Annotated in this window: 20 protein-coding genes, 1 pseudogene and 1 riboswitch; of the genes and pseudogenes, 11 read left to right on the top strand and 10 right to left on the bottom strand. The window is 70.2% G+C overall.

The window, feature by feature from the left end; all coding sequences use genetic code 11:
* Nucleotides 1-6: 6 nt before the first annotated feature.
* Genes J1M64_RS12255 through J1M64_RS12245 form a run of 3 tightly spaced genes read right to left on the bottom strand, consistent with a single transcriptional unit; the run spans nt 7 to nt 2,137 of the window.
* Nucleotides 7-747, bottom strand: a complete 741-nt coding sequence (locus tag J1M64_RS12255; protein WP_096907274.1) for a 1-acyl-sn-glycerol-3-phosphate acyltransferase — start codon at nt 745-747, stop codon at nt 7-9.
* A 44-nt stretch (nt 748-791) separates the two neighbouring features.
* Nucleotides 792-1,679 (bottom strand): hypothetical protein, encoded by an 888-nt coding sequence (locus J1M64_RS12250; protein ID WP_096905656.1) that lies wholly within the window; start codon nt 1,677-1,679, stop codon nt 792-794.
* Nucleotides 1,676-2,137 carry an SRPBCC family protein gene (locus J1M64_RS12245; RefSeq protein WP_096905657.1) on the bottom strand — a complete coding sequence of 154 codons (462 nt, stop codon included), beginning with the start codon at nt 2,135-2,137 and terminating at the stop codon, nt 1,676-1,678. The genes J1M64_RS12250 and J1M64_RS12245 overlap by 4 nt, the downstream gene beginning before the upstream one ends.
* 141 nt (nt 2,138-2,278) lie before the next feature.
* Between J1M64_RS12245 and J1M64_RS12240 the strand changes: the two genes are divergently transcribed.
* Nucleotides 2,279-4,078, top strand: coding sequence for a long-chain fatty acid--CoA ligase (locus J1M64_RS12240; protein WP_096905658.1), 1,800 nt, complete (start codon nt 2,279-2,281; stop codon nt 4,076-4,078).
* A gap of 34 nt (nt 4,079-4,112) precedes the next feature.
* Here J1M64_RS12240 and J1M64_RS12235 read toward each other — a convergent pair whose 3' ends face one another.
* From J1M64_RS12235 to J1M64_RS12220, 4 genes are all read right to left on the bottom strand, one after another.
* A complete protein-coding gene (locus tag J1M64_RS12235; protein WP_067713719.1) occupies nt 4,113-5,246 on the bottom strand; it encodes a glycosyltransferase family 4 protein in 1,134 nt (377 codons plus the stop codon).
* Between the two features lie 136 nt (nt 5,247-5,382).
* Nucleotides 5,383-6,306, bottom strand: coding sequence for an NlpC/P60 family protein (locus tag J1M64_RS12230; RefSeq protein WP_227022238.1), 924 nt, complete (start codon nt 6,304-6,306; stop codon nt 5,383-5,385).
* 432 nt (nt 6,307-6,738) lie between these two features.
* Complete coding sequence (locus J1M64_RS12225; protein WP_119192985.1) at nt 6,739-7,350, bottom strand: C40 family peptidase; 612 nt, start codon at nt 7,348-7,350, stop codon at nt 6,739-6,741.
* Nucleotides 7,351-7,362: 12 nt separating this feature from the next.
* Nucleotides 7,363-7,511: riboswitch (cyclic di-AMP (ydaO/yuaA leader) on the bottom strand.
* 79 nt (nt 7,512-7,590) lie between these two features.
* Entirely contained in the window at nt 7,591-7,809 is a 219-nt protein-coding gene (locus tag J1M64_RS12220) for a hypothetical protein (protein WP_096905661.1), read from the bottom strand.
* A gap of 154 nt (nt 7,810-7,963) precedes the next feature.
* Between J1M64_RS12220 and J1M64_RS20215 the strand changes: the two genes are divergently transcribed.
* Nucleotides 7,964-9,595 carry a DEDD exonuclease domain-containing protein gene (locus J1M64_RS20215; RefSeq protein ID WP_268091943.1) on the top strand — a complete coding sequence of 544 codons (1,632 nt, stop codon included), beginning with the start codon at nt 7,964-7,966 and terminating at the stop codon, nt 9,593-9,595.
* On the opposite strand, the gene trpD is transcribed toward J1M64_RS20215, so the two are convergent.
* Nucleotides 9,582-10,640 carry an anthranilate phosphoribosyltransferase gene (gene trpD / locus J1M64_RS12210; protein ID WP_096905663.1) on the bottom strand — a complete coding sequence of 353 codons (1,059 nt, stop codon included), beginning with the start codon at nt 10,638-10,640 and terminating at the stop codon, nt 9,582-9,584. The genes J1M64_RS20215 and trpD overlap by 14 nt on opposite strands.
* 291 nt (nt 10,641-10,931) lie before the next feature.
* Here trpD and J1M64_RS12205 point away from each other — a divergent pair, with 291 nt between their 5' ends.
* From J1M64_RS12205 to J1M64_RS12185, 5 genes are all read left to right on the top strand, one after another.
* Nucleotides 10,932-11,543, top strand: coding sequence for a heme-copper oxidase subunit III (locus J1M64_RS12205; RefSeq protein ID WP_067713706.1), 612 nt, complete (start codon nt 10,932-10,934; stop codon nt 11,541-11,543).
* Nucleotides 11,544-11,599: 56 nt separating this feature from the next.
* Entirely contained in the window at nt 11,600-12,484 is an 885-nt protein-coding gene (locus J1M64_RS12200; protein ID WP_096905664.1) for a c-type cytochrome, read from the top strand.
* Nucleotides 12,481-13,671, top strand: a complete 1,191-nt coding sequence (locus J1M64_RS12195; RefSeq protein ID WP_154830749.1) for a ubiquinol-cytochrome c reductase iron-sulfur subunit — start codon at nt 12,481-12,483, stop codon at nt 13,669-13,671. Before J1M64_RS12200 ends, J1M64_RS12195 begins: the two co-directional genes overlap by 4 nt.
* Nucleotides 13,668-15,290, top strand: coding sequence for a cytochrome bc complex cytochrome b subunit (locus tag J1M64_RS12190; protein ID WP_120285795.1), 1,623 nt, complete (start codon nt 13,668-13,670; stop codon nt 15,288-15,290). Before J1M64_RS12195 ends, J1M64_RS12190 begins: the two co-directional genes overlap by 4 nt.
* A 95-nt stretch (nt 15,291-15,385) precedes the next feature.
* Nucleotides 15,386-17,851, top strand: a complete 2,466-nt coding sequence (locus tag J1M64_RS12185) for an AAA family ATPase (RefSeq protein WP_240341429.1) — start codon at nt 15,386-15,388, stop codon at nt 17,849-17,851.
* Nucleotides 17,852-17,885: 34 nt separating this feature from the next.
* Here the strand turns inward: J1M64_RS12185 and J1M64_RS12180 are convergent, their stop codons facing one another.
* The gene (locus J1M64_RS12180) at nt 17,886-19,454 is read right to left on the bottom strand and encodes an FAD-binding protein (protein WP_119192990.1); all 1,569 of its coding nucleotides are present in this window, start codon (nt 19,452-19,454) and stop codon (nt 17,886-17,888) included.
* Nucleotides 19,455-19,589: 135 nt separating this feature from the next.
* Here J1M64_RS12180 and J1M64_RS20405 point away from each other — a divergent pair, with 135 nt between their 5' ends.
* A complete protein-coding gene (locus tag J1M64_RS20405; RefSeq protein ID WP_241504640.1) occupies nt 19,590-20,114 on the top strand; it encodes a DUF3253 domain-containing protein in 525 nt (174 codons plus the stop codon).
* A 148-nt stretch (nt 20,115-20,262) separates the two neighbouring features.
* Complete coding sequence (locus tag J1M64_RS12170; protein ID WP_119192991.1) at nt 20,263-21,420, top strand: acyl-CoA dehydrogenase family protein; 1,158 nt, start codon at nt 20,263-20,265, stop codon at nt 21,418-21,420.
* A gap of 83 nt (nt 21,421-21,503) precedes the next feature.
* Here J1M64_RS12170 and J1M64_RS12165 read toward each other — a convergent pair whose 3' ends face one another.
* Complete coding sequence (locus tag J1M64_RS12165; protein ID WP_206474291.1) at nt 21,504-22,076, bottom strand: DUF6512 family protein; 573 nt, start codon at nt 22,074-22,076, stop codon at nt 21,504-21,506.
* A gap of 142 nt (nt 22,077-22,218) precedes the next feature.
* On the opposite strand from J1M64_RS12165, the pseudogene J1M64_RS20560 reads away from it, so the two are divergent.
* Nucleotides 22,219-22,980, top strand: a pseudogene (locus tag J1M64_RS20560) (DUF222 domain-containing protein); the annotation flags it as partial.
* Nucleotides 22,981-23,078: 98 nt separating this feature from the next.
* Nucleotides 23,079-23,618: DUF222 domain-containing protein (locus J1M64_RS19925; protein WP_374220851.1), on the top strand; the 540-nt coding region annotated here is incomplete at its 3' end.

Here is a 23,618-nt window from a genome sequence, read left to right as displayed (position 1 = left end):
CGGCGATCAGCGCTGTCCCTCGACGGGGTGGTCGAGCAGGTTCCGCCCGGCCTTGCGCACCGCCTCGTAGCGCTTCTTCATCTCGGCGCCATACGTGTCGTGGACGTACTCCTGATTGGTCAGCGCCTGGATCCGCCGCATGAGCTCGTCGGTGATCTCGCGCTCAGCGTCCCGGTCCCCCTCGCGCCCGGCCCACGGGGACAGATCGAGCGGCTCGCCGAGCATGACCCGGATCTCGGTGCGCCGCCCGGGGCGGAACCGGGAGATCCGGCGTACGTACTCGGGGGTCCCGGTCACGCCCACCGGGATGATGGGCACCCCGGCGCGGAGTGCGAGGCGGGCGGGCCCGGTCTTCCCGCGGTACAGACGACCGTCCGGCGAGCGCGTCCCCTCCGGGTAGATGCACAGGATCTCCCCCGATGAGAGGACCTCGAGCCCGGCGTCGAGGGCGGCCTGCGCGGCGTCGGCGTTGGTGCGGTCGATCGGGTGCTGGCCCGAGCCGGCGAAGAACCACCGGCTGAGTATGCCGCGGACACCGGTTCCGGTGAAGTAGTCGCTCTTGGCCAGGAAGGTGACCCGGCGGGGCATGAGCAGAGCGGTGAACAACCAGTCCGCGACGGACTGGTGGTTGCCGACCAGCAGGGCGCCACCGCGCTCGGGGAAGTGCTCGCGTCCCGTGACGACCCGACGACTCGTCAGACGTAGGAACGGGCCGATGAGCACGTATTTGAACAGGTAGTACAGCAACGGGTCACCGGTCCTCTTGTGATGGCTGTCGACGAATGCGGATACTACCCGGCGCGGTCCGCGGATCCGGACGGTACGAGGTTCGGGGGCCACAGATCCGGGTCGGGCAGGAAGCTGATCACCAGTCGACCCGCGTCGCGCTCGAAGACGGACTGCGTGAGCACACACCGGCGCAGCAGCGGCGGCAGCGCCACCACCGCCCGGAACCCGTCGAACTCCAGGCGGAGCCGGTCCCCCTCGACCGAGACCGGCGCGGACGGGCGGGTCGGGGCCGGGTACTCGACCCGGTATCCGCCCTCGCCGTCGGGCGCCACCACCGGGGTGACGGCGCCGCGGGCCAGAGTCGCCATGGCAGCCGTGGAGCCGGCCGGGGACCCCACCACGATGGTCTCGATCCTCCCGGCGAGGAAGCCGGCCACGTCACCGGCGAGCAGCGCGAGTCTGTGCGCTTCCCGCACCCGCACGTCGGCGCGTCCGCCCGCCGCCATGGAGGCGAAGCGCACATTGGCGGGCCAACGTGATTCCACGAACGCGGCCAGTTCCCCGGCCGCCGCGAGCCGGCGCACCGCGGTCAGGTCCCCGTCGAGCTCGACCACGACGACGTCCCAGTACTCGGACGACGCGGCCCGTCGCGCGTACTCCCACCCGAGCACCGCGGCCAGTGGGGCGTCCCCTCCGGCGGCGAGCGCCGCGAGTACGTCGTCGTCCGGATCGGCGGCGCCGGACCGGTAGGTCTCGAGCCTCGCCGTCGGGTCGTCGACCCGGACCTCGACGGGCCCGTCCTCCGAGACGTCGAGACGGGGGTCGACGGCATCGGGATGGCCGGTCAGGATCAACGCCGTGCAGCCGGGGTCCGCGAGCAGGTCGGCGGTGACGCCCGCGCGGTCCTCGGGATCTCCCCCGAGGACGACGACGACACGAGTTCTGCTCACCGCGACTCCGCCCGGCGTTTGAGTTCCTTCAGTGCGTCGCCCAGGATCCGGCGCTCGGCGCGGCTGCGCAGGCTCCCGATCACCGGGACCGTGAGCTCGATCTCGAGTTCGTAGTCCACACGCGTGCCGCCCGCCACCGGTTCGAGCCGGTAGTAGCCCCGTTGGGCCCTCTGCAACGCCGAGCTCTCGAGCCGCCACTCCAGACCGCGGTCGTCCGCCGACCAGGAGTAGACGAGGACGTACTCGTCGACGATCGCGCCCGCCTCGAGCTCGAACCGCACCCGGTCCGGACGGCCGTCCTGACCGCTGGAGAGCACTTCGGCCGCGCGGATCGACGCGGACCACTCCGGGTACGCGGCGAAGTCGGAGATGACCGCCATGACGTCCTCCACCGGTGCGTCGACCACCGTGGAGTCTCTGGTCGGCCACACCTCGGGGGCGCCGTCGTGCTCGCTCATACCCACAAGCTTCACATATCCCGCTCCGCGATGCGCCCCACCCGCGGCGCCCGGAAGGCAGGCGACGTGACCACCGTGTGGTCCCGGCGATAGTGTGTGTGGTCACCGACATACTCTGAACGTCTCCACCGGGAGGACCCTTTGCGCGAATACGTCGCGGTACCCGCCAACTTCACCGTCCCTGACGACTGGTCCTGCGTTCAGTCGGCATACGACCGCGCGGAGAACACCCCGGAGAACGTGGCGTTCCAGAAGCCCGTCGACGGTCGGTGGACGGACGTCACCAACCGCGAGTTCGCCGAGGAGGTCCGGACGATCGCCCGCGGACTGGTGGCGCTCGGTGTCCGGGCGGGCGATCGGGTCGCCCTGCTGAGCTCCACCCGGTACGAGTGGAATCTCATCGACTTCGCGATCTGGGCCGTCGGCGCGGTCACCGTTCCCGTGTACGACAGCTCCAGCGCCGACCAGATCCACTGGATCATGGAGGACTCCGCGGCCCGGTTGATCATCGTCGAGAACGACATCCACGCCACCACCGCCCGAGAGGGCGTGCAGGGCCTGGAGGTCGCCGACGTCCTGGTGATCGACGGCGCGACCCCGGTCCTCGAGACCCTCGCCTCCGAGGGGGCCACGGTCGACGTCTCGGTGCTCGACGAGCGCCGGGCCTCGGTCCGCGCCGACTCCCCCGCGACGCTGATCTACACCTCGGGGACCACGGGCCGCCCCAAGGGCGTCATGCTCAGCCACCGCAACTTCATGTCCGAGACGCTCGCCGTGCTCGAGACGCCGTTCAGCGGGATCCTGCGGGACGACGCCACCTCGGTGATGTTCCTGCCCCTGGCCCACGTGTTGGCCCGCGCCATCACCTACGCCGGCTTCCACGCCGGCGTGACCATCGCGCATTCCTCCGACCTGACCAACCTGGTCGAGACGTTCGGCGAGATGAAGCCGCACTACATCCTGGCCGTCCCCCGCGTGTTCCAGAAGGTTTTCAACAAGGCCCAGGCGACCGCGCAGGACGGCGGCACGGTCAAGGCGTGGATGTTCGACAAGGCCGCGGACACCGCGGTCGCGTACTCCAAGGCCAACCGGGGTGACGGCCGGGTGGGTCCGCTGCTCGGGCTGCGCCACGCGATCTTCTCGAAGCTGGTCTACGGCAAACTCGTCAACGCGCTCGGTGGGCGTTGCGAGGTCGCCATCTCCGGCGGCGCGGCCCTGGGTGACCGTCTGACCCACTTCTTCGACGGCATCGGGGTCAACATCTTCGAGGGTTACGGCCTGACGGAGACCTGTGCGGCGATCACGGTCAACACCCCGGGGCGGATGCGGATCGGCAGCGTCGGCCAGCCGCTGCCCGGCTGCGCGGTCCGGATCGCGCAGGACGGTGAAGTCGAGGTCAGCGGACCCGTCGTCGCCTCCGGCTACTGGCAGAACGAGGAGGCGACCGCCGAGTCCTTCAGCGACGGCTGGTTCCGCACCGGTGACCTGGGTTCGCTGGACGAGGACGGGTACCTGTCGATCACCGGCCGCAAGAAGGAGATCATCGTGACGGCCGGCGGGAAGAACGTGGCGCCCAACCAGCTCGAGGACGCGCTGCGTGCGGACCCGCTCGTGGCGGAGGCGGTGTGCGTGGGCGACGGCAAGCCGTTCGTCTCGGCCCTGCTGACCCTCGACCCGGAGGCCGTTGAACGGTGGAAGACCCACCACGACAAGTCCGGCTCGTTGTACGAGTTGCTCAAGGACGCCGATCTGATCGAGCACCTGGACCAGGCGCTGGTGCGGGCGAACCGGAGCGTGTCGCACTCCGAGTCGATCAAGAAGTACCACGTCCTCCCGGACCAGTTCACCGAGGAGACCGGTGAGCTCACCGCGTCCCTGAAGGTCAAGCGCAACGTCGTGCACCAGAAGTACGCCCAGCAGATCGAGTCGCTCTACGCCTGATCGGACCGCGCGTCGGAACGCGTGCTCTCGCGGGTCACTCCCCCGAGAGCACGCGTTCCATGTCCCGGGCCAGGTCCTCCCAGCGCCAGTTCTCCAGCACCCAGGTGCGGCCGCGGACCCCCATGGCCGACGCCCTGGGCCGGTCCTCGAGCAGGCCGGCGACGGCGTCGGCGACCTCGCCCTGTGACGTCCCGTCGACCACGAGACCGGTCCGGCCGTCGCGCACCGTCTCCGGGGCACCGCCGCTCCGGCCCGCCACGACCGGCACCCCGCACGCGGACGCCTCCAGGTAGACGATTCCCAGCCCCTCGACGTCCAGCCCTCCCCCTCGGGTCCTGCACGGCATCGCGAAGACGTCCGCGAGTCGGTGGTGGTCGACGATCTCGTCCGCGGGGACGCGGCCGGTGAAGACGACCCGGTCGGCCACCCCGAGGCGGCGTGCCAGTCCTTCCAGCGTGCGCCGATAGGGCCCACCGCCGACGACGACGAGGACCGCCCCGGGCACCCGCCGGGCGATCTCCGGCATCGCCCGGATGAGCATGTCCTGGCCCTTCCGCGGCACGAGGCGGGACAGACACACGATCACGTCGCGGTCCGCGAGTCCGTAACGGTCGCGGATCGCCCTTCGCCGTGCGGGATCCGGCCGGAACCTCTCCGTATCGACGCCACCCGGCTGGTGCACCAGGCGGGCGCGGGGGCCGAACGCCGCCGCGAACCGCCTCCGTGTGTAGTCGCTCACGTAGGTGACCGCGTCGGTGGACTCGCCGATCAGTCGCAGGATCTGGCGCGAGCCCGGCAGCATCGACCAGCCGACCTCGTGTCCGTGTGTGCTCGCGATGATGCGGTCCACGGGGCCCTGCCGTAGCACCGGCGCCATGGCGGCGAGGGGGGCGGCGGCCCCGAACCAGATCGTCGTCGCGCCGAAGTCCGAGGCGAGCCTTCGTGCGCGTGCCGCGAGGTCGGGCGTGGGGAGCAACACCTCGGTGGGCACCCTCTCCACCAGATAGGGCTTGGCGGCGTCGTACTCCGCCGATTCGCCACCCCGGAACGTCGAGGCGAGCACCGCGACGTCCGTCGGGTCCAGGTGGCTCAGATACGTCTCCAGGTACGACTGGATCCCGCCCGGGCGCGGCGGGTAGTCGTTGGTGATCAACAGCGTCTTGGTCATCGGCTCCGAGCCTGCCACACAACCCGGCCCGCCTCGGCCCCGCCCGGTGCGTCGTCCTCGTCGGGAAGGGGCGGAGCGCGATCGGGGACGGCCGGTGTCTGCGCGGGGCGGCCGTGCTTGGCCGGGTCGGCCGGGGTCAGTAGCGGCGGATCCCGTGAATCGGCATCGCGTCGACCTGCTCGAGGCGGACCGGCACACCGTAGGTCGGGGCGTGCAGGACCAGACCGTCGCCGGCGTACATCCCGACGTGGGTGGCGCCGGGGAAGTAGATGACAAGGTCACCGGGCCGGATGTCGTTCATCGCCACCGGGGCGCCCGCGACCGCCTGCGCCTGGCTCGCCCGGGGCAGCGCCTTGCCCTCCTGCGCGTACGACCACACCATGAGACCGGAGCAGTCGAACTCGGACGGGCCCGTCGCGCCCCACGAGTAGGGCGCGCCCAGCCGGGAGAGTGCGACTCGGAGCGCCGCGGAATTGACGTCGTCCACCGGCGGGGCAACGTACCCCTCCGGCACCACCGGTCCGCCGATCCAGAGATCGCGTTGTGCGTCCGACAGTGCGTCGACCCGGCGACGGACCTCATCCATCCGTACCCGCATCTCCTCGGTTCGGCGGGCGAGCGCGTCGGTTCGCTCCTGCGCGACGCGGGCCGCGTCCCGGGCCTCGGCCGCGGAACGCGCGGCCTCTTCCCTGAGCTGCACCGCATCCCGGGACGCAGCTCTGGAGGCGTCCAGTGCACTCGTGGTGGCCCCGGACAGTCGGCGCAGCGTGTCGAGCCTGTCGACCAGGTCCCGGGGGCTCTCGGCGAGCACTGCCGCCCGTGTGGCGCCGGTGTCCCCGCCCCGGTACCGCATGGTCGCGAGGTGATCGACGATGGACTGGTCCCGGCGCGCGGTGCCGTCCGCGAGGGCGGACCGTCCGGCTGCGACCCCGGCGGCCCGTTCGAGGCGGACGCGCTCCCCGTTGGCGCGGTCCAGTTCCCCGCGCGCGAGGTGGAGCTGCTCCCCCAATGCTCCCGCCTCCTCGGACAACCGGGCCAGCTCCGCCAGGTCCTCGCTCATCTCGCCGGGCACCGCTGTGGCGGACGGCGTGGTGGACGGTGCAGTCTGCGACGGAGCGGGGGAAGACGGAGCGGTCGACGACGGAGCGGGAGAAGTCGAAACCTGATCAGGCGGGGTAACCGGACCCGGGACAGGCGCCGTGGTCGCGGTTGGCGACGACCGGTCCGGGGTGGTGGTCTGCGCTCCGGCCGGCGCGGGACCGAGGGTCAACGAGGTGGTCACGGTCGCTGCGATCGCGAGCACGCTGAGGCTGCGGGTCATCTGGTGTCGTCGAACTCTCGGATCCGGGTCACGCAGGGCGCGGGCGCCCAGCCGACGCCTACGGTGGAATCGGGTACCCGAGAGGGGATGTTACAGACGACAGACCCCGCCGGTGACCGGTTCGAGACCGGACGCCGACGGGGTCTGCGGAGGTTCGGGGAGCGACCCGACTCAGTAGTAGCGTGTCGCACCGTAGAACGGCATGGAGTCCACCGGCGCGTAGCTCACCGAGGTGCCCGAGTACGGGGCGTGGACGACCTGGCCGTTGCCGGCGTAGATCCCGACGTGGCTGGCGCCACTGTAGAAGGCGACGATGTCGCCGGGCTGCAGGTCGGCCTTGGAGACCTGGGTGCCGCCGCCGATCTGGGCCTGGCTGGTGCGCGGGATGGAGATCCCCGCCTCCTTGTAGGCCCACGAGGTCAGACCGGAGCAGTCGAACGAGTTGGGGCCGGTAGCGCCCCAGACGTAGGGCGAGCCGACCCGGGTGGTGGCGGCGTCGAGGATGCGCTGGCCGGTCGAGACCACCGGCGCGGGGGCGGCGAACTCGACGGGCGCCGCCTGTGCCTGGGCCTGGGCCAGGCCGGCCGGGAGCTCGATGCCCTCCGGTAGGTCGAACGAGACCTGGTTCGGCACGCCGGGCAGCCGCAGCTCGACGGGGACGTCGACGGTGACGGGTGCGGCGGCGGCGGTTCCGGAACCGGCGACAGCGGCTCCGGCTGCGAGCAGGCCGGCGGCGGCGACACGGCGGCCGGTCGAGCTGGTCTTGATGCTGTGGGCTCCCACGAAGACTGTTCCTCTTTCTTCCTGCGGCACCGACCGGGTTAGCTGACGGGTTCGGACACGGAAGTCTGTCCTACGCTTCGGACCTGTAGGCCCTCGTGCGATTCACCCCAGTGGATCTTGGTTCCCCGGTGCGCCCTTCGGCGCTTAGGTGTGACCCCGGCTCCCCGCCGGCAGGCGGGCGATGACTTCCGAGGTCTCGAAAAGGTTACGAAACCGTCTCGTCGAAGTCCAGTTCATCGCTCACGCGGCGACGTCAGCCCCCAGAATCTCGACCGTGGAGACCATTCCGACCTCGCGCAGGACGTCGATCGCCTCGCGGACCTCCGGGTCCAGAACATAGCCGCACGACTCCGGAGATAGCTCGTCCACCTGCGGTTTTCCGGCGTCGAGAACGGCGATGATGCACCCGTCACATGCGGCGGGTCCTGCGGGACACCGCACGCAGTCCATCGTGAACATGATCTACCTCACACTTCGTCCTGGGCGTGTTGCCCGTTCGTTATCGAGCCGCGATCCGGGCCCGGGGTGGTCGTACTGCGGGGCACCCTAGGGACAAGGTCCGACAACCACGGCGGGGCCGGCGGTGTCGGAGGGCGGGGCTACCGTCTCCGCCATGCCCCGATCCCCCTCCCCCGTCTCGACCGGGGTGCAGGCAGCCTTCGACGATCTCGAGCCTCTGCTGTCCGACGTCACGTTCGTCGTGGTCGACCTGGAGACGACGGGCACCCGGACCGGAAGCGACGAGATCACCGAGATCGGCGCGGTACGCGTCCGGGGCGGCGAGGTGCAGGCGGAACTGTCGACGTTCGTCTCGATCGACGGTGCCCTGCCCCGCCACATCAGCAGACTGACGGGGATAGCTCCGGACGACCTCGTCGGTGCCCCGAGTCTCGGCGAGGTGATGTCGACGTTTCTCGAATTCTCCCGCGGGGCCGTCCTCGTCGCCCACAACGCGCGGTTCGACCTGGGCTTCCTGCGGGCCGCCGCCGCGTCGACCGGGCGCCCGTGGCCCGATCCCCCGTCGCTCTGCACCCTGGCTCTCGCGAGGCGGGTGCTGCACCGCGGGGAGACACGAGGCCATCGGTTGGGAGTCCTCGCCGCGCACCTGGGGGCCACCGTGGAGCCCAATCACCGGGCCCTGCAGGACGCCCGCGCCACGGTCGACGTGCTCCACGCACTGATCTCGCGGGTCGGCGACTGCGGGGTCTCGACCCTGTCGGAGCTACGGGCCTACGACGGTCGTCTCTCCCCGGAGGTGAGGCGGCGGGCCGCCATGACCGGCTCGCTGACCGAGGGGCCCGGTGTCTACGTGTTCCGGGATGACGCCGGTGGCGCCCTGTACGTCGGCTCGTCCGGCGCGGTCCGCAGACGGGCCCGGTCCTACTACTCCGGCGGTGACACGCGCGGACGGATGCGCACCATGGTCGGGCTGGCCGACTCGATCGACTCGGTCGCGTGCGCCCACCTCCTCGAGGCGTGGACCGTCGAGGAACAGCTCATCGACTCGCTTCAACCCCCGTTCAACACCCGGTCGCGGAGCCCGCGCCGCGGCTGGTGGCTCACGCCCCCCACCGGCCGCGCCACCCGCCCGAAGGTCGTGCGAACGCCGGACGACCCCGCCGCCATCGGGCCCTTCCGGCGCGCCGAGGACGCCCGGGCCGCCCGGGAGGACCTCCTCGGCGTGTTCGGCACCGCCCCGGGATCCGATCGCTGGGCGGCGCTGGCGGAGGGACGGGACTCCGGCCCCCTGCGGGATCTGGTCGACCGCGTGGAGGTACTCGCGGCCGAGGGCGCGTTCGAACGCGCGGCCAGGCTCCGCGACAGGACCGCAGCTCTCGTGCGGGTCCTCTCCCGACGGCAGGAACTCGCCGCCACGGCCTCGCTGCCCGAGATCGTTCTCGCACAGCCGGCGCCGCGCCGGACGTGGGCGGTCGCGGTGGTGCGCCACGGTCGACTCGCCGGATCCGGGGTCGTCCCGCCGGGAGCGGCACCGATGCCGGTCATCGACGGACTCCGGGCCGCCGCGACCACCGTGCAGCCCGGCCCCGGCCCCTTCGCCGGTGCCACCGCCGCCCAGATCCGGAACGTCCACCGGTGGATCGACTCGACCAGGACACGCATCGTCTCGGTCGAGGGTTGCTGGACGCTCCCCCTTGACGGGGCGCACACGCTGACCGGCTGGGCGGCCCTGGCCGAGAGCGCCGCCGCCGAGCACCGCGGGACGGGACTCGTCAGCGCACGCTGAACCCGGCCCACTTCTCGAGCAGCCGCCCCGCCTCGCCGTCGTCGATCGCCGCCGCGGCCCGGTCCACCGCGGCCCGCATGGCAGGTACCAGGTCGGAACCACGCTCGAGACCGTCGAAGGCCACCAGCGCGGCCGCGGAGTTGAGCAATACCGCATCGCGGACCGGGCCCCGCGCTCCCGCGAGGAGATCGCGGGCGACCCCGGCGTTGTGGACGCCGTCCCCACCCCGTAGTTCCTCGATCGAGCAGGCGCTCATCCCGAAGTCGGCGGGCTCGACCTGATCCTCGTCCACATGACCGCCCGAGACCCGCAGGACCCGGGTGGGACCGGTCATGGTGATCTCGTCGAGACCATCCGACCCACGCACCACGAGCGCCGACTTACCGCGCAACGCGAACACCTCCGCCATCACCGTCATCAGCCCCTCGAAGGCGCAGCCGATGAGGTTCGCGGCGGGTGCCGCGGGATTCGTGAGAGGCCCGAGGATGTTGAAGACGGTCGGGATCCCGATCTCACGCCGGGGAGTCGCGGCGAAACGCAGCGCGGGATGGAACACGGGCGCGAAGCAGAAGGCCACGCCCACCTCGTCGAGGCACCGCCCGACGTCCTCCGGGCCGAGGTCGATCGCCACCCCGAGCGCCTCGAGCACATCGGCACCGCCGCTCTTGGACGACGCCGCCCGGTTGCCGTGCTTGACCACGGGCACCCCGCAGGCGCTCACCACGAGAGAGGACATCGTGGAGATGTTCACCGTGCCCTGGCGGTCGCCACCGGTACCGACGATGTCCACGCAGGGACGATCAGTGGGCACCCGACGGGAGTAGTCGAGCATGGTCGAGGCCAGCGCGTCGAGCTCCGGACCCGTGACGCCCTTCATTTTCAGGGCAACGCCGAAGGCTGCGATCTGAGCGTCGGTGGCGACACCCTCCATGATCCGGGACATCGCCCACCCGGCCTCCGCCGGATCGAGGTCCCCGCCCGCGGTGAGGGTACCGAGAACCCCGGGCCACGACCGGCCCCCGTCGAACGCTGCCGAACTGCCCACGTGTCCCGACCTCCTCTGGTGTCATGGAAACGGACACGCCCCACAGGGCGCCGCCCGCACGTCGTCAATCGTGCCACTGTTCCGACCCGGCCCGTGCGCTGACACCCTGCACTCCGGCGGCGGCGAGCGGCCGGTGCTCGCCTGAGAGTGCCCTGATAGCCCCTGCAAGGGGGACCAATACCGACCCTTGCCCTGAGAGTTTCCGAAGCGACCTGCGGAAACGCTGGACAGACACGCCGATTTCGGGGGTCCGTGCAGACTCGTCCCTCCTCAGGGGTCATACTTGGCCACGTGACGAGCGCAGTAGATAACTCAGGATCGGCCATGGCCCAGCGTGTTCATTCGCTGAATCGGCCGAACATGGTCAGTGTGGGCACCATTGTCTGGCTGTCCCAGGAGCTGATGTTCTTCGCGGGCCTGTTCGCGATGTACTTCGTCTCCAAGGCGAACTCGGGAGGTGACTGGCCTTCCTATCCCGTACACCTCAATGTGCCGTACGCCCTGACGATCACCGTCATCCTGGTGGCGTCGTCGTTCACCTGCCAGATGGGCGTCTTCGCCGCCGAGCAGGGTGACGTCTTCGGACTCCGCAGGTGGTACATGATCTCCGCCTTGATGGGAACAGTGTTCCTCATCGGACAGACGTACGAGTACGTGATGCTCTACCTCGAGGGCGTCACGATCTCGTCGAGCGTCTACGGGTCGGTATTCTTCATTACCACCGGTTTCCATGGGCTTCACGTGTTGGCGGGCGTCCTGGCGTTCGTCGTACTGGTCATGCGGACCACGATGTCGCGATTCACGCCGGCGCAGGCCACAGCCGCCATCGTCGTGTCGTATTACTGGCACTTTGTCGACGTGGTCTGGATCGGACTTTTCGTCACCATCTACTTCATTCAGTAGTCAGCTGGCCGCAGGACGCTGTGTCCAGCGGGTCCCAACTCCAAAGGGAACTCACAATGAACTCTCCTCTCCCACCCGCTGCCGATACGCCGTCGCCGGACCCCGTTGTGGCTCCAGCGCGCCCAGTGTCCACGAAGCGTCGCCGGAAGGCAGTCGGCGCGCTAGTCATCGCGGGCGGCCTCGTCGGGGCGGGCGCTGTCGCCACGGCTGTCATTCCCGAGCCACAGGTCGCGACGGCTCAACAGGACCAGGCCGCGCTCATCGCCGACGGAAAGCAGCTCTACGAGGTCTCCTGTGTCACCTGCCACGGGATAAATCTCCAAGGCGTCAAGGACCGCGGTCCATCCTTGGTCGGCACGGGCGCGGGAGCGACGTACTTCCAGGTGAACTCCGGCCGCATGCCGGCGGCGGACAACGAGGCCCAGGCGGAGCGCAAGAAGCCCCGCTACAGCGAGCACCAGATCATCGCGCTCGCAGCGTATGTCGACCTCTACGGTGGCGGCCCCGAGGTCGTCACCGACCCGGACGGCACCATCGCCCAGGAGTCGCTGCGCGGTGCCTCCGGTCAGGCCCGCGCCGAGGAGATCGCACGCGGTTCAGAGCTCTTCCGCCTCAACTGTGCGTCCTGCCACAACTTCACCGGTCGCGGCGGCGCTCTGTCGTCGGGCAAATACGCCCCCACTCTCGACCCTGCCAATGAGCAGGAGATCTACCAGGCCATGCTCACCGGACCCCAGAACATGCCCAAATTCTCGGACCGTCAACTCACCCCTGACGAGAAGAAGGACATCATCGCGTTCGTCAAGGACTCGGATTCCAAGGTCTCGCCCGGAGGCTACGGCCTCGGCGGCCTCGGTCCCGTGACCGAGGGTGTGGCCATGTGGCTTGTCGGCATCGTCGCCCTCATCGGCGCGACCCTGTGGATCGGATCCCGTTCATGAGTGAGACCCCGAAGAACCCGTCCCCTGCGGATCTCGACCGGATGAGCGATGCCGAGCTCGTGCGCATGGGCACCGAACTCGACGAGGTCGACGTCCGGTTCCGCGAGGCCCGTTTCCCGGAGGGCACCACCACCCGCGCCGAGAAGCGCGCGGCGCTGACCGTCACCACCTGGTTCGCGCTGTCGGCACTGTTCGGCCTCGCCTTCGCCGTCGTCTACATCTTCTGGCCGTGGGAGTACCGCGGCGAGGGTGAGGACGGCTACTGGTTGTACATGACCTACACGCCACTGCTCGGCCTGACGATCGGGCTGTCGATCCTGTTCCTGGGCTTCGGCGCGGTGCAGTTCACCAAGAAGTTCATCCCCGAGGAGATCTCGGTCCAGACCCGCCACGACGGCGCCTCGGACGATCTCGACCGGCGCACCTTCGTCGCCGAGCTCAACGACTCGTGGAAGACCTCCACCCTCGGCCGCCGCAAGGTCATGGGCGGCTTCCTCGGCGCGGGTGTGGGGCTCATCGGCCTCTCCGCGATCCTGCCGCTCGGCGGCATGATCAAGAACCCGTGGAAGCGCGGGGAGATGACCCTCGCCGGTGACGGCACGCTGCACACCACCGGGTGGACCCTGGCGTCCGACACCCGTCCCGACGGCCTCCCGCCGGAGAAGGTCTACCTCGGCCGCGACACCGGCAAGGTCTACCCCGACGGGCACCCGCCGGCCGGCGAGGGTCGCCTCGAGCGCATCCGTGTGGACGACCTGTCCGCCGGTGGCCTCGAGTCCGTCTTCCCCCTCCCCGCCAGCGCCCTGGGCAACTTCGAGGAGCACATGCACTCGATCCACGGTTCGCGCAACTCGGTCATGTTGATCCGTTTCCGTCCCGAGGACGCGGCCCGCGTGACCAAGCGCAAGGGCCAGGAGAACTTCAACTACGGCGACCTGTACGCCTACTCGAAGATCTGCACCCACCTCGGCTGCCCCACGTCGCTGTACGAGCAGCAGACCCATCGATTCCTCTGCCCGTGCCACCAGTCGCAGTTCGACGCGCTCGAGTACGCGAAGCCGATCTTCGGCCCCGCCGCCCGTGCACTGCCGCAGCTGCCCATCGCCGTCGACAGCGAGGGTTACCTCGTCGCCAACGGTGACTTCATCGAGCCGGTCGGACCTGCCTTCTGGGAGCGTCGTTCATGAGCAACAACACGAGACTCGCGGCACTGGGCGATGGCCTGGACTCGCGGTACACCATGTCCAAGGGCCTGCGCCGGCAGATCAACAAGGTCTTCCCGACGCACTGGTCCTTCCTGCTGGGCGAGATCGCCCTGTACAGCTTCATCATCCTGTTGATCTCGGGTGTCTACCTCACCCTGTTCTTCGACCCGTCCCTGTCGAAGGTGATCTACCAGGGTGCCTACGCACCGCTCAACGGCATCGAGATCTCCCGTGCCTACGAGACGGCGTTGAACATCTCGTTCGAGGTCCGTGGCGGACTCTTCGTGCGCCAGATCCACCACTGGGCGGCGCTGCTGTTCGTCGCCTCGATGGTCGTCCACATGATCCGCATCTTCTTCACCGGCGCGTTCCGTCGCCCGCGTGAGGCCAACTGGGTCATCGGTTGTGTGCTGCTGCTCCTGGGCATCGTCGAGGGCTTCCTCGGCTACGGCCTGCCGGACGACGTCCTCTCGGGCACCGGCCTCCGGATCACCTCGAGCATCATCGTCGGCCTGCCGGTCATCGGCACCTGGATGCACTGGATGATCTTCGGCGGGGACTTCCCCGGCGAGCTGATGATCCCGCGCTTCTACGTCCTGCACGTGCTGATCATCCCCGCGATCATCCTCGCGCTGATCGCCGCTCACCTGGCGCTGGTCTGGTACCAGAAGCACACGCAGTTCCCCGGGCCCGGCCGCACGGAGAACAATGTCGTCGGTGTCCGGATCCTCCCGGTCTTCGCCGTGAAGTCGATCGCCTTCGGCGCCATCACCGTCGGCATGCTCATGCTCTTCTCGGGCCTGTTCACGATCAACGCGATATGGAACCTCGGGCCATACAACCCGTCGCACATCTCGGCGGGCTCGCAGCCGGACTGGTACATGCTGTGGACAGAGGGCGGCGCGCGAGTGATGCCGGCCTGGGAGCTCTACCTCGGCCCGTACACCGTGACCGCCACGACCTGGGTGGCCGTCATGCTGGGCGCCATGGTCGCGCTGATGTTCGCGTACCCGTGGATCGAGTCGAAGCTCACCGGCGAGAAGGGGCATCACAACCTGCTGCAGCGTCCGCGCGACGTGCCGGTCCGCACCGCGGCGGGCATGATGGCGATCACGTTCTACGTAATCCTGGTGCTCATGGGTGCCAACGACCTCATCGCGTACCACTTCTCGATCTCGCTCAACGCGACGACGTGGGCGGGTCGAATCGGCCTGATCGTCCTGCCGCCGCTGGTGTACTTCGCCACCTACCGCCTGTGCCTGGGTCTCCAGCGCGCGGACCGCGAGGTGTTGGAGCACGGCATCGAGACCGGCATCATCATGCGGATGCCGCAGGGCGAGTTCATCGAGGTGCACCAGCCGCTCGGCGAGATGGACGAGCACGGCCACGCCGTTCCGCTCGCCTACGCCGGCGCGAAGGTCCCCACCAAGATGAACCAGCTCGGTGTGGCCGGCCGTCCCCCGCGGGGCGCACTCAAGGCCGACCCGGTCGAGGAGGCCCGTCTGCTCGAGGACGCCGACCACGACAAGCACCACCGCGAGCACTCGATGCTCACCACGTTGCAGGAGGAGAACCGGACTCGTCGCCACGACGGGCACTGATTCCCCGACAGCACCCGACCGCGGGCCGGATCTCCACCTGGAGGTCCGGCCCGCGGTCGTCGGAAGCCAGCCGTCGCGGCCGAGGGGAGGCACAGATGAGCGACGATCGGATGCCGGTGGGCCCCGGACGCGGAGGACTCGTGCTCACCGACGAGGTCGACCGCGCACTCGACCTTCTGCACTCGGGACACGATCTCTTTCTCACCGGTAGGGCCGGAACCGGAAAGTCGACCCTGATCCGCCGGTTCCTCGCCGAGACCGACCACCCCGCCCTCGTCGCCGCGCCCACCGGGATCGCAGCCCTCACCGTGGGCGGCTACACCATCCACCGGCTGTTCGGCTTCCACCCCGACCACACGGTCGACCACGTGCGCAGCAGCGCCTACCGTCCCGGGCGATTCACCCAGGCCCTCGCCGGCGCCCACACGCTCGTCATCGACGAGGTGTCGATGTTGCGGGCCGACGTCTTCGACATGGTCGCCATCGCGCTCGAGAGGTTCGGCCCGGACCCGACGATGCCGTTCGGGGGCGTCCGGCTCGTCCTCGTCGGCGACCTCTTCCAGCTACCGCCGGTGGTGACCGCGTCCGAGAGATCGTCCTTCGAGGCGACCTACCCGACGCCGTACTTCTTCTCCGCCGAGCGCTACCACCCCGAGCACTTCCCCACCGTCGACCTCACCCATGTCTTCCGGCAGTCCGGTGATCCCGACCTCACCGCGATCCTCAACTCGATCCGCGAGGGCGCTCTCGTCGGCCCGGCGCGCGAACGGCTCAACTCCCGCACCGACCCGGACTTCGATCCGCCGGACGACGAGTTCTGGCTGACGCTCACCACCACCAATCGCAGGGCCGCGAGCCACAACCAACGCCGCCTCGATCGGCTGTCCGGGTCGGAACTGGCGATGGAGGCGACGCTCACCGGCGATCTCACCGGGTTCGAGCTCCCCACCCGGGAGGTGCTGGGGTTCAAGGTCGGCGCGCAGGTCATGATGCTCACCAATGACCCGGCGGACCGTTGGGTGAACGGATCCATCGGACGAGTGCTCGATGTGACCCTCGGGCGACGGGGCGACCGCGGAGAGCGAGGACCCGTCGTCGTCGTCGCATTCACCGGCGGTGAGGTCGCCGAGGTCGCGCTCCACACCTGGGACGTCACCCGACCGGTGACGGACGGCGGCGGTATGCGACACGAGGTGGTCGGGTCCTTCACCCAGTTCCCGTTCACCCTCGCCTGGGCGGTGACCATCCACAAGAGCCAGGGACAGACCCTGGACAGGGTCGTCGTGGACCTCGGCGGCGGCACGTTCGTGGCGGGGCAGCTCTACGTGGCGTTGAGCCGCTGCCGGTCCCTGGAAGGCCTCGTCCTCACCCGGCCGGTGCTGCCCGTGGACCTCAAGACGGACCGGCGGATCATCCGGTTCCTGCGGGCGCCGGACGGTGGGCTCTCGGCCCGCCGCTACTGCGCTGTCGCGGTGGTGTCCGTCGGCGAGGACGGACCCCGGTCCCGGCCCCGGCCGGTGGAGCTCGCCATCGCCTTCCCCGACGGCACCGCGGTGACGACGCTGGTCAATCCCCAGCGCGACCTGGCCCGGGCGCGGACGGACTACGGCATCACCGTCTCCGATGTCCTTCTCGCCCCCACGCTCCTCGAGGCGTGGTCGATGGTCGCCCCACTGGTGGACGGGTACACCCCGGTGGGCGTGGACCTCGACGTCACTCTCGGTCGACTGGACGCCGAGTTCGCGCGCCTGGGAGGCACGGTGCCGTTGCCGGTCGGGGTCGACATCCCCACCGACGCCCTCACCCCGGGTGAGCGGGCACGTGGCCGCTCCGGATCGGCCCTCGCGCGTGCGCGGGTGGCGCTCGAGGCCCACGGGCGGCTGCACCTCGATGACGCGGCGGCCGGCACGTTCGACGCCGACCTCGTCGACGAGGCCGCGGTCGGCTACCTGCTCAGCCGCGACGCCGACGTCCGCCCACCGACCTCCGAGGTACTCCCCCAACTGTCGGCGATGCTCGGTATCAGCGCCGAGGTCGGGGCCGCTCTGTTGGGGCGCCCCCGCCGCGGTGGGCGCCCGGGGGCCGGGGCCGACGACGACGACGACGACGACGACGAGATCGTCACCCCGGGCGACCGCGATCTCCGGGCAGGCGCGCGCGGACTCGTCGCCGGGCAGATCCGACGCGCCGCGCAGCGGGTGCCGATGACCGCCGACGTGCTGGAGCGGCTCCGGCTGGCCTCCGAGATCGTGCACTCGGACCTGACGCCGGGGCTGGAGGCTCCGCCGGAGGCGGGCGCGGCGGACGTCCTGCGGCCCGGGACGCGGGTGTGTTTCTCCGGCAGCGCCCTGGACCGCAGCGGCGTCCTCGTGTCCCGGGACGAGATGGAGGCCCTCGCCCTCGGCCGTGGCCTGGTGCCCGTCGGTGCGGTCACCAAGAGTCGCTGCGACGCCCTGGTGGTCGCGGAGCCGGGCAGCCAGTCGACCAAGGCGAGGGCGGCCCACAAGTGGGGCACGCCGGTCATCGCGGCCGCGGACTTCCTCGCATGGGCCGGCCGCTGACCGGGGTGGTTCGTCGCCGGCGCCGGCACCGTGCTCAGGGAGCGATCGGGAGGGCCTGTCCGGCCATGTCGGCCACCGCCCGGTACGCCATGGTCATCCCGGACCCCAGGGGCACACCCGGACCCGGGTAGGCCTCACCGGAGACCGACGCGGACGAGTTGCCGGCGGCGTAGAGACCCGGGATGGGGCGCCCGTCCGCGTCGAGCGCGGCGCCGTTCGCGTCGATGACCGCACCGCCCTTGGTGCCGAGGTCGCCGAGGACGAGTCGGACGGCGTGGAGCTGGTCGCCGCCGACGGGCCGCAGGCACTGATCGGCCGTGGCGGCACCGAGGAAGAACCGCCCGTACGGGTCCTCGCCGCGGGCGAAGTCGGCGTCGCGCCCCTGTTCGGCGAAGCCGTTGAACCGGTCCACGCTCTCGCGCAACGCGGCGGGATCGAGCCCGGTGGCCTCGGCCAGTTCCTCGACGGATCCCGCGGTGTGCCACAGGCCGGCCCCGCGCAACGCGTCGGGCTCGGGTGCGGGGATACAGATCGCCGGGTAGCCGCCGGCCTCGGCGTCGTCGAACACCAACCAGAACTCGTCACCGGCCCCGTCGGCCATGCGGGCGTGCATCTTGCGCCCCATCTGGTCGTACGGCAGCAGTTCGTTGGCGAATCGCCGGCCGGTGCCATCGACGATGATCCCGGAGCGGAAGCCCAGGGTGAACGCGGCGTGCCCGTTGGGGAACAGCGTGGCGGGGCACCACCAGGACTGGTCGAGCAGGTCCAGCTCCGCGCCGACCTGCTCGAACATGCGGACGGCGTCGCCCGAGCCCGTGGCGGGGTGGGACGAGGACCAGTCGGCGGTGGGCATGTCCTGCCAGCGGCGGCGGAGGTCCGCCGACCGTTCGAAACCGCCGGCGGCGACCAGTACCCCACGGCGTGCGCCCAGCACCTGCAGGCCGGAGAGACCGTTCACGACCACCCCGACGACACGTCCGTCGTCGTCACGGACCAGTTCCTCGGCGGCGGTGTTCAGTCGGGTCTCCGCGGTGTCCATCGCGTCGAGTGCGAGCACGAGTCGCGCCACCCAGGCCCTGCCGCCCTCGAGCTTGGTGGTGTCGTCGTCCGCGCCGAACTGGTCAGCCGGAACCGGCGGACGGATGTCGGTCGCCCGGTCGCCGACCTCCTCGCCCTTGATGGGCTTGGGGTAGATGCTCCGGCCGAGTTCCTGGCGCCCCGGGGCGTCGAAGTAGTCGGGGAAGGCCTGGAAGCGGGTCGGGATGCCCAGCTCGTCCTGAAGGAATTCGACGACCTGCGGCCCGGTGTTGAGGAACGCGTCCTGGACGTCGGCGGCGGTGCGGTCCCCCACCACGGCGCGGAAGTAGGTGCGCCCCCGCTCGACGGAGTCCTCGACCCCGTCCCGGGCGAGGACGGAGTTGCCAGGGAGCCACACGGCGCCGCCGGAGTACGCGGAGGTCCCCCCGAAGCGGTCGGTCTTCTCGATCAGGCAGGTCGACAGACCCCGGGCGGCGGCGGTCGCGGCACCGAAGAGGGCTGCCACCCCCGACCCCACGACCACCACGTCGAATTCCGCGTCGAATGTGTTGTCCTGCGCCGTCACGGCAGCCCCTCGTCGTCATCCAGCTCTGGTGGAACACGTTCCAGTTCCTGTCGTGACCCTAACACCGGCCCGGTGTGCGACACCCTCGATCGGCGATCGGTGGGGAACGAGGGGGAGGCGGTGCAGGATCTGGGTGTGACCGATCGAGACGACAGCACCGGCGCCGGCGTGGAGCACACCGAGGACGGTCGACACATCGTGGTCGGGGGCCGGCGGTGGCGCGCGACGGATCCGTCCATCCCCGAGAAGCTCCGCTCGGAGCTCGTCCGGGCACTGATGACCGGTCGCCGGCTGGTCAAGACTGAAGGCGATGCCGCCCGGGTGATGGTGCACGACGCCAAGGTCGCGCTCGGAGAGCGCGGCGACCCGTGGTGGGAACCCACCCGGGAGGGGACACGCGGCCGCCTGGCCGCGACGATCAGGACGCTCCTGCGCTCGCGCGGCCAGGGGTCGATCTGCCCGTCGGACGCGGCCCGGGTGGCGGGTGGGGACCATTGGCGCGACCTCATGCCCGTCGCCCGGGAGGTCGCGTTCGACCTACGCGAGGAGGGCGTGGTGGCGGTGACCCAGCGTGGCGAACGGGTCACCGGACGTGAGGTGACCGGGCCGATCAGGCTGATCGCCGACGACGGCCTGGAGTTCACTCCGCCGACGAGGTGACGTCGCGGCCTCGGACGGGTCGGCGGGCGGGTGAGAGAGTTCGAATTCTTGTAGGCTACTCACCAGTAGGAGTACACCAACCTGACGCTCCGCTCCCCTCCACGGTGGCCTGCCACCGGAGCAGACCGTCCAACGGAAAGGCACGCACTTGCGCCGCACTGTGTTCAACGAAGACCACGAGGCCTTCCGCCAGACCCTCCGTGACTTCATCGAGTCCGAGGTGACCCCCCACTTCCAGGAGTGGTTCGAGGCCGGCATCGTCCCGCGTGAGTTCTACTACAAGCTCGCCGACCTCGGCCTGTTCGGCATCAACGTCGACGAGGAGTACGGCGGCGCGGGGATCAATTCCCACAAGTTCGAGGCCATCCAGTCCGAGGAGACCGCCCGCGCCGGCGTGAACTTCGGCGGCTCGGGTGTCCACGTGCTGCTCGGCCTCCCCTACATCAAGGCCCTGGCGACCGAGGAGCAGAAGCAGCGCTACCTGCCCAAGTTCGTCTCCGGCGAGGAGATGTGGGCGCTGGCGATGACCGAGCCCGGCACCGGGTCCGACCTGGCCGGCATGAAGAGCACCGCCAAGCTCTCCGAGGACGGTACCCACTACGTCCTCAACGGTGCCAAGACGTTCATCACCGGCGGCGTCCACGCCGACCGCGTGATCGTGGCCTGCCGTACCGCTCCCCCGCGTGAGGACGACCGCCGCTTCGGCATCTCGCTGCTCGCCGTCGACACCAAGCTCGAGGGCTACGCGGTGGGCCGCAAGCTCGACAAGGTCGGACTCAAGACCTCCGACACGGCCGAGCTGTCCTTCACCGACGTCAAGGTCCCGGTCGAGGACCTGCTCGGCGAGGAGAACCGTGGCTTCTACTACCTCGGGCAGAACCTGCCGTCCGAGCGCTGGGGCATCGCCTACGGTGCGTATGCCCAGGCCGCGGCCGCCGTGCGGTTCGCCAAGGAGTACACGCAGCAGCGCACGGTCTTCGGCAAGGAGGTGGCCTCGTTCCAGAACACCAAGTTCGAGCTGGCCGCCTGCCAGGCGAAGGTCGACGCCGCGCAGGCCGTCGCGGACCGCGCCCTCGAGGCGCTGGACGAGGGCGAGCTCACCGCCGCCGAGGCGGCTTCGGCCAAGCTGTTCTGCACCGAGGTGGCCGCCGAGGTCATCGACCGTTGCCTCCAGCTGCACGGCGGCTACGGCTTCATGAACGAGTACCCCATCGCGCGCCTGTACTCGGACAACCGCGTCAACCGCATCTACGGTGGCACCAACGAGGTCATGAAGTCCATCATCGCCAAGGACATGGGCCTGTAGGTCCCACGGCACCCTGGCTCCGTCGGGCCCCGTCCGCTCCCCGCGGACGGGGTCCGAGGCGTCCGACGGGCTCCCTCTGCCCGTCAGTCCCCGGGGGCGGCCTCGTAGTCGGCGTGCCCCTCGACCCCGTATCTGTTGGTGATGGGGTCGATGAAGACGTCGGGTTCGGCGGGGGGCCTCAGGGTGAACACCACGTAGGCGGCGACGATGCCCACCAGGTAGAAAACCGAGAGGACGACGACGAGGACGTCCGCCTCCAGTCCGCTGAGCAGGCACACGAATATCACCTGGGCGAGCGCGATACACAGGCCGAACACGGCGATGTCCACCCACAGCACATTGCGACCTGCGACGGCCTTGTAGACGAAGACCACCCCGATCATCGTCACCGGGATCGAATAGAGGGCGACAGTGGCTGCGGGCACGAAGGACGGCTGCGAGGCGCCGCCGAGCACGAAGAGGGCCGCGTACAGCACCATGGTCGGCCAGGCGGCGATCTTGATGTGCTCCCAGTAGCTCTCGTTGACCGCGGCGAACACGGCCACGACCCGGTGGTGCCCGCTCCAGTCGTAGGCGAAGTGGAGCACCGAGCCGACGACGATGAGCGGGATGATCGCCCACCAACTCACCGAGACGACGGCACCCGTGTCCAACACGGTCCCATCCTCGCACCGACCGGCGCAGTCCGCCGGTCTTCCCAGGTCAGAGCCGTGTGTCGGACCTGTTTGCTAGTGTTTCCCCAATCGAACACACAGGCGAATCAGGGTCGTGCGGTCAACCGCCGGCAAGGGGGTGCACATGCGGGAGACGACCACCGGGGATGATGCCGGAGCGGTGGCCGGCAGTCCCGCCGTCACCGCCGCCAGCTCCGCGGCCCTGGCCGCGTTGCACGCCGAGAACCGCGCGGCCGCCGCCCGACTGCGCGCCTGCCACGACCTGTGGGCCACCTGCCGCGAGGAACAGGAACTGCGCGACATCGCCGCCGGCTACGGCCCCGGCCTGGACCAACGCCCCGAACACGCCGTCATCGACCCACTGACCATCGCCACAAGTGAGATCGTCGCCACCTACGGCGTCCACCACAACCGCGCCCGCAGCCTGCTCACCCTGGCCATCACCCTGGTCACCAAGTTCCCCTCCCTCGTCGAGGCCATGGACACCGGCCGCCTCGACGAAGCCACCGCCACCCTGCTCGCACGCCACATGCGCACCGTGGACTCCCTGCACCGCGACGCCGTCCACCGCGAGGTCATCGACTGGCTCCTGGCCGCCCTCGCCGCCGGCAGGCGCCCCGGACGCGACGCGATCCTGGCCCACACCGGCCGCATCATCGCCGCCCACGACCCCGACGGCGTACGCCAGCGCCGCACCACCGCGGTCCGCGAACGCCGCATCACCCTGCGCCGCGGCCCAGACGGCATGGCCGACCTCACCGCCCACCTCACCGCCACCGAAGCCTTCGCCATCCACACCCTGCTACAGACCAGGGCCACCGAACAACGCCACCGCGACACCCGCACCCGCGTCGAGAACACCCGCCGCCACGGCGCCGACACCCTCGACACCGACAACATCCGCAGCATGGACGAACTACGCGCCGACGCCCTCGTCACCGCCATCCTCGGCCACCCCGGCACCGACACCGACGCAGGCAGGGGCTGGTCACCAAGTTCCCCTCCCTCGTCGAGGCCATGGACACCGGCCGCCTCGACGAAGCCACCGCCACCCTGCTCGCACGCCACATGCGCACCGTGGACTCCCTGCACCGCGACGCCGTCCACCGCGAAGTCATCGACTGGCTCCTGGCCGCCCTCGCCGCCGGCAGACGCCCCGGACGCGACGCGATCCTGTCCCACACCGACCGCATCATCGCCGCCCACGACCCCGACGGCGTACGCCAGCGCCGCACCGCCGCGGTCCGCGAACGCCGCGTCACCCTGCGCCGCGGCACAGACGGCATGGCCGACCTCACCGCCCACCTCACCGCCACCGAAGCCTTCGCCATCCACACCCTGCTGCAGACCAGGGCCACCGAACAACGCCACCGCGACACCCGCACCCGCGTCGAGAACACCCGCCGCCACGGCGCCGACACCCTCGACACCGACAACATCCGCAGCATGGACGAACTACGGGCCGACGCCCTCGTCGCCGCCCTCCTCGGCCACCCCAGCACCGACACCGACGCAGGCAGGGGC

Origin of the sequence: Dietzia sp. KRD202, assembly GCF_017168155.1 — a bacterium.
GTDB classification, from domain to species: domain Bacteria; phylum Actinomycetota; class Actinomycetes; order Mycobacteriales; family Mycobacteriaceae; genus Dietzia; species Dietzia kunjamensis.
This window is presented reverse-complemented; position numbering and strand designations above follow the sequence as displayed.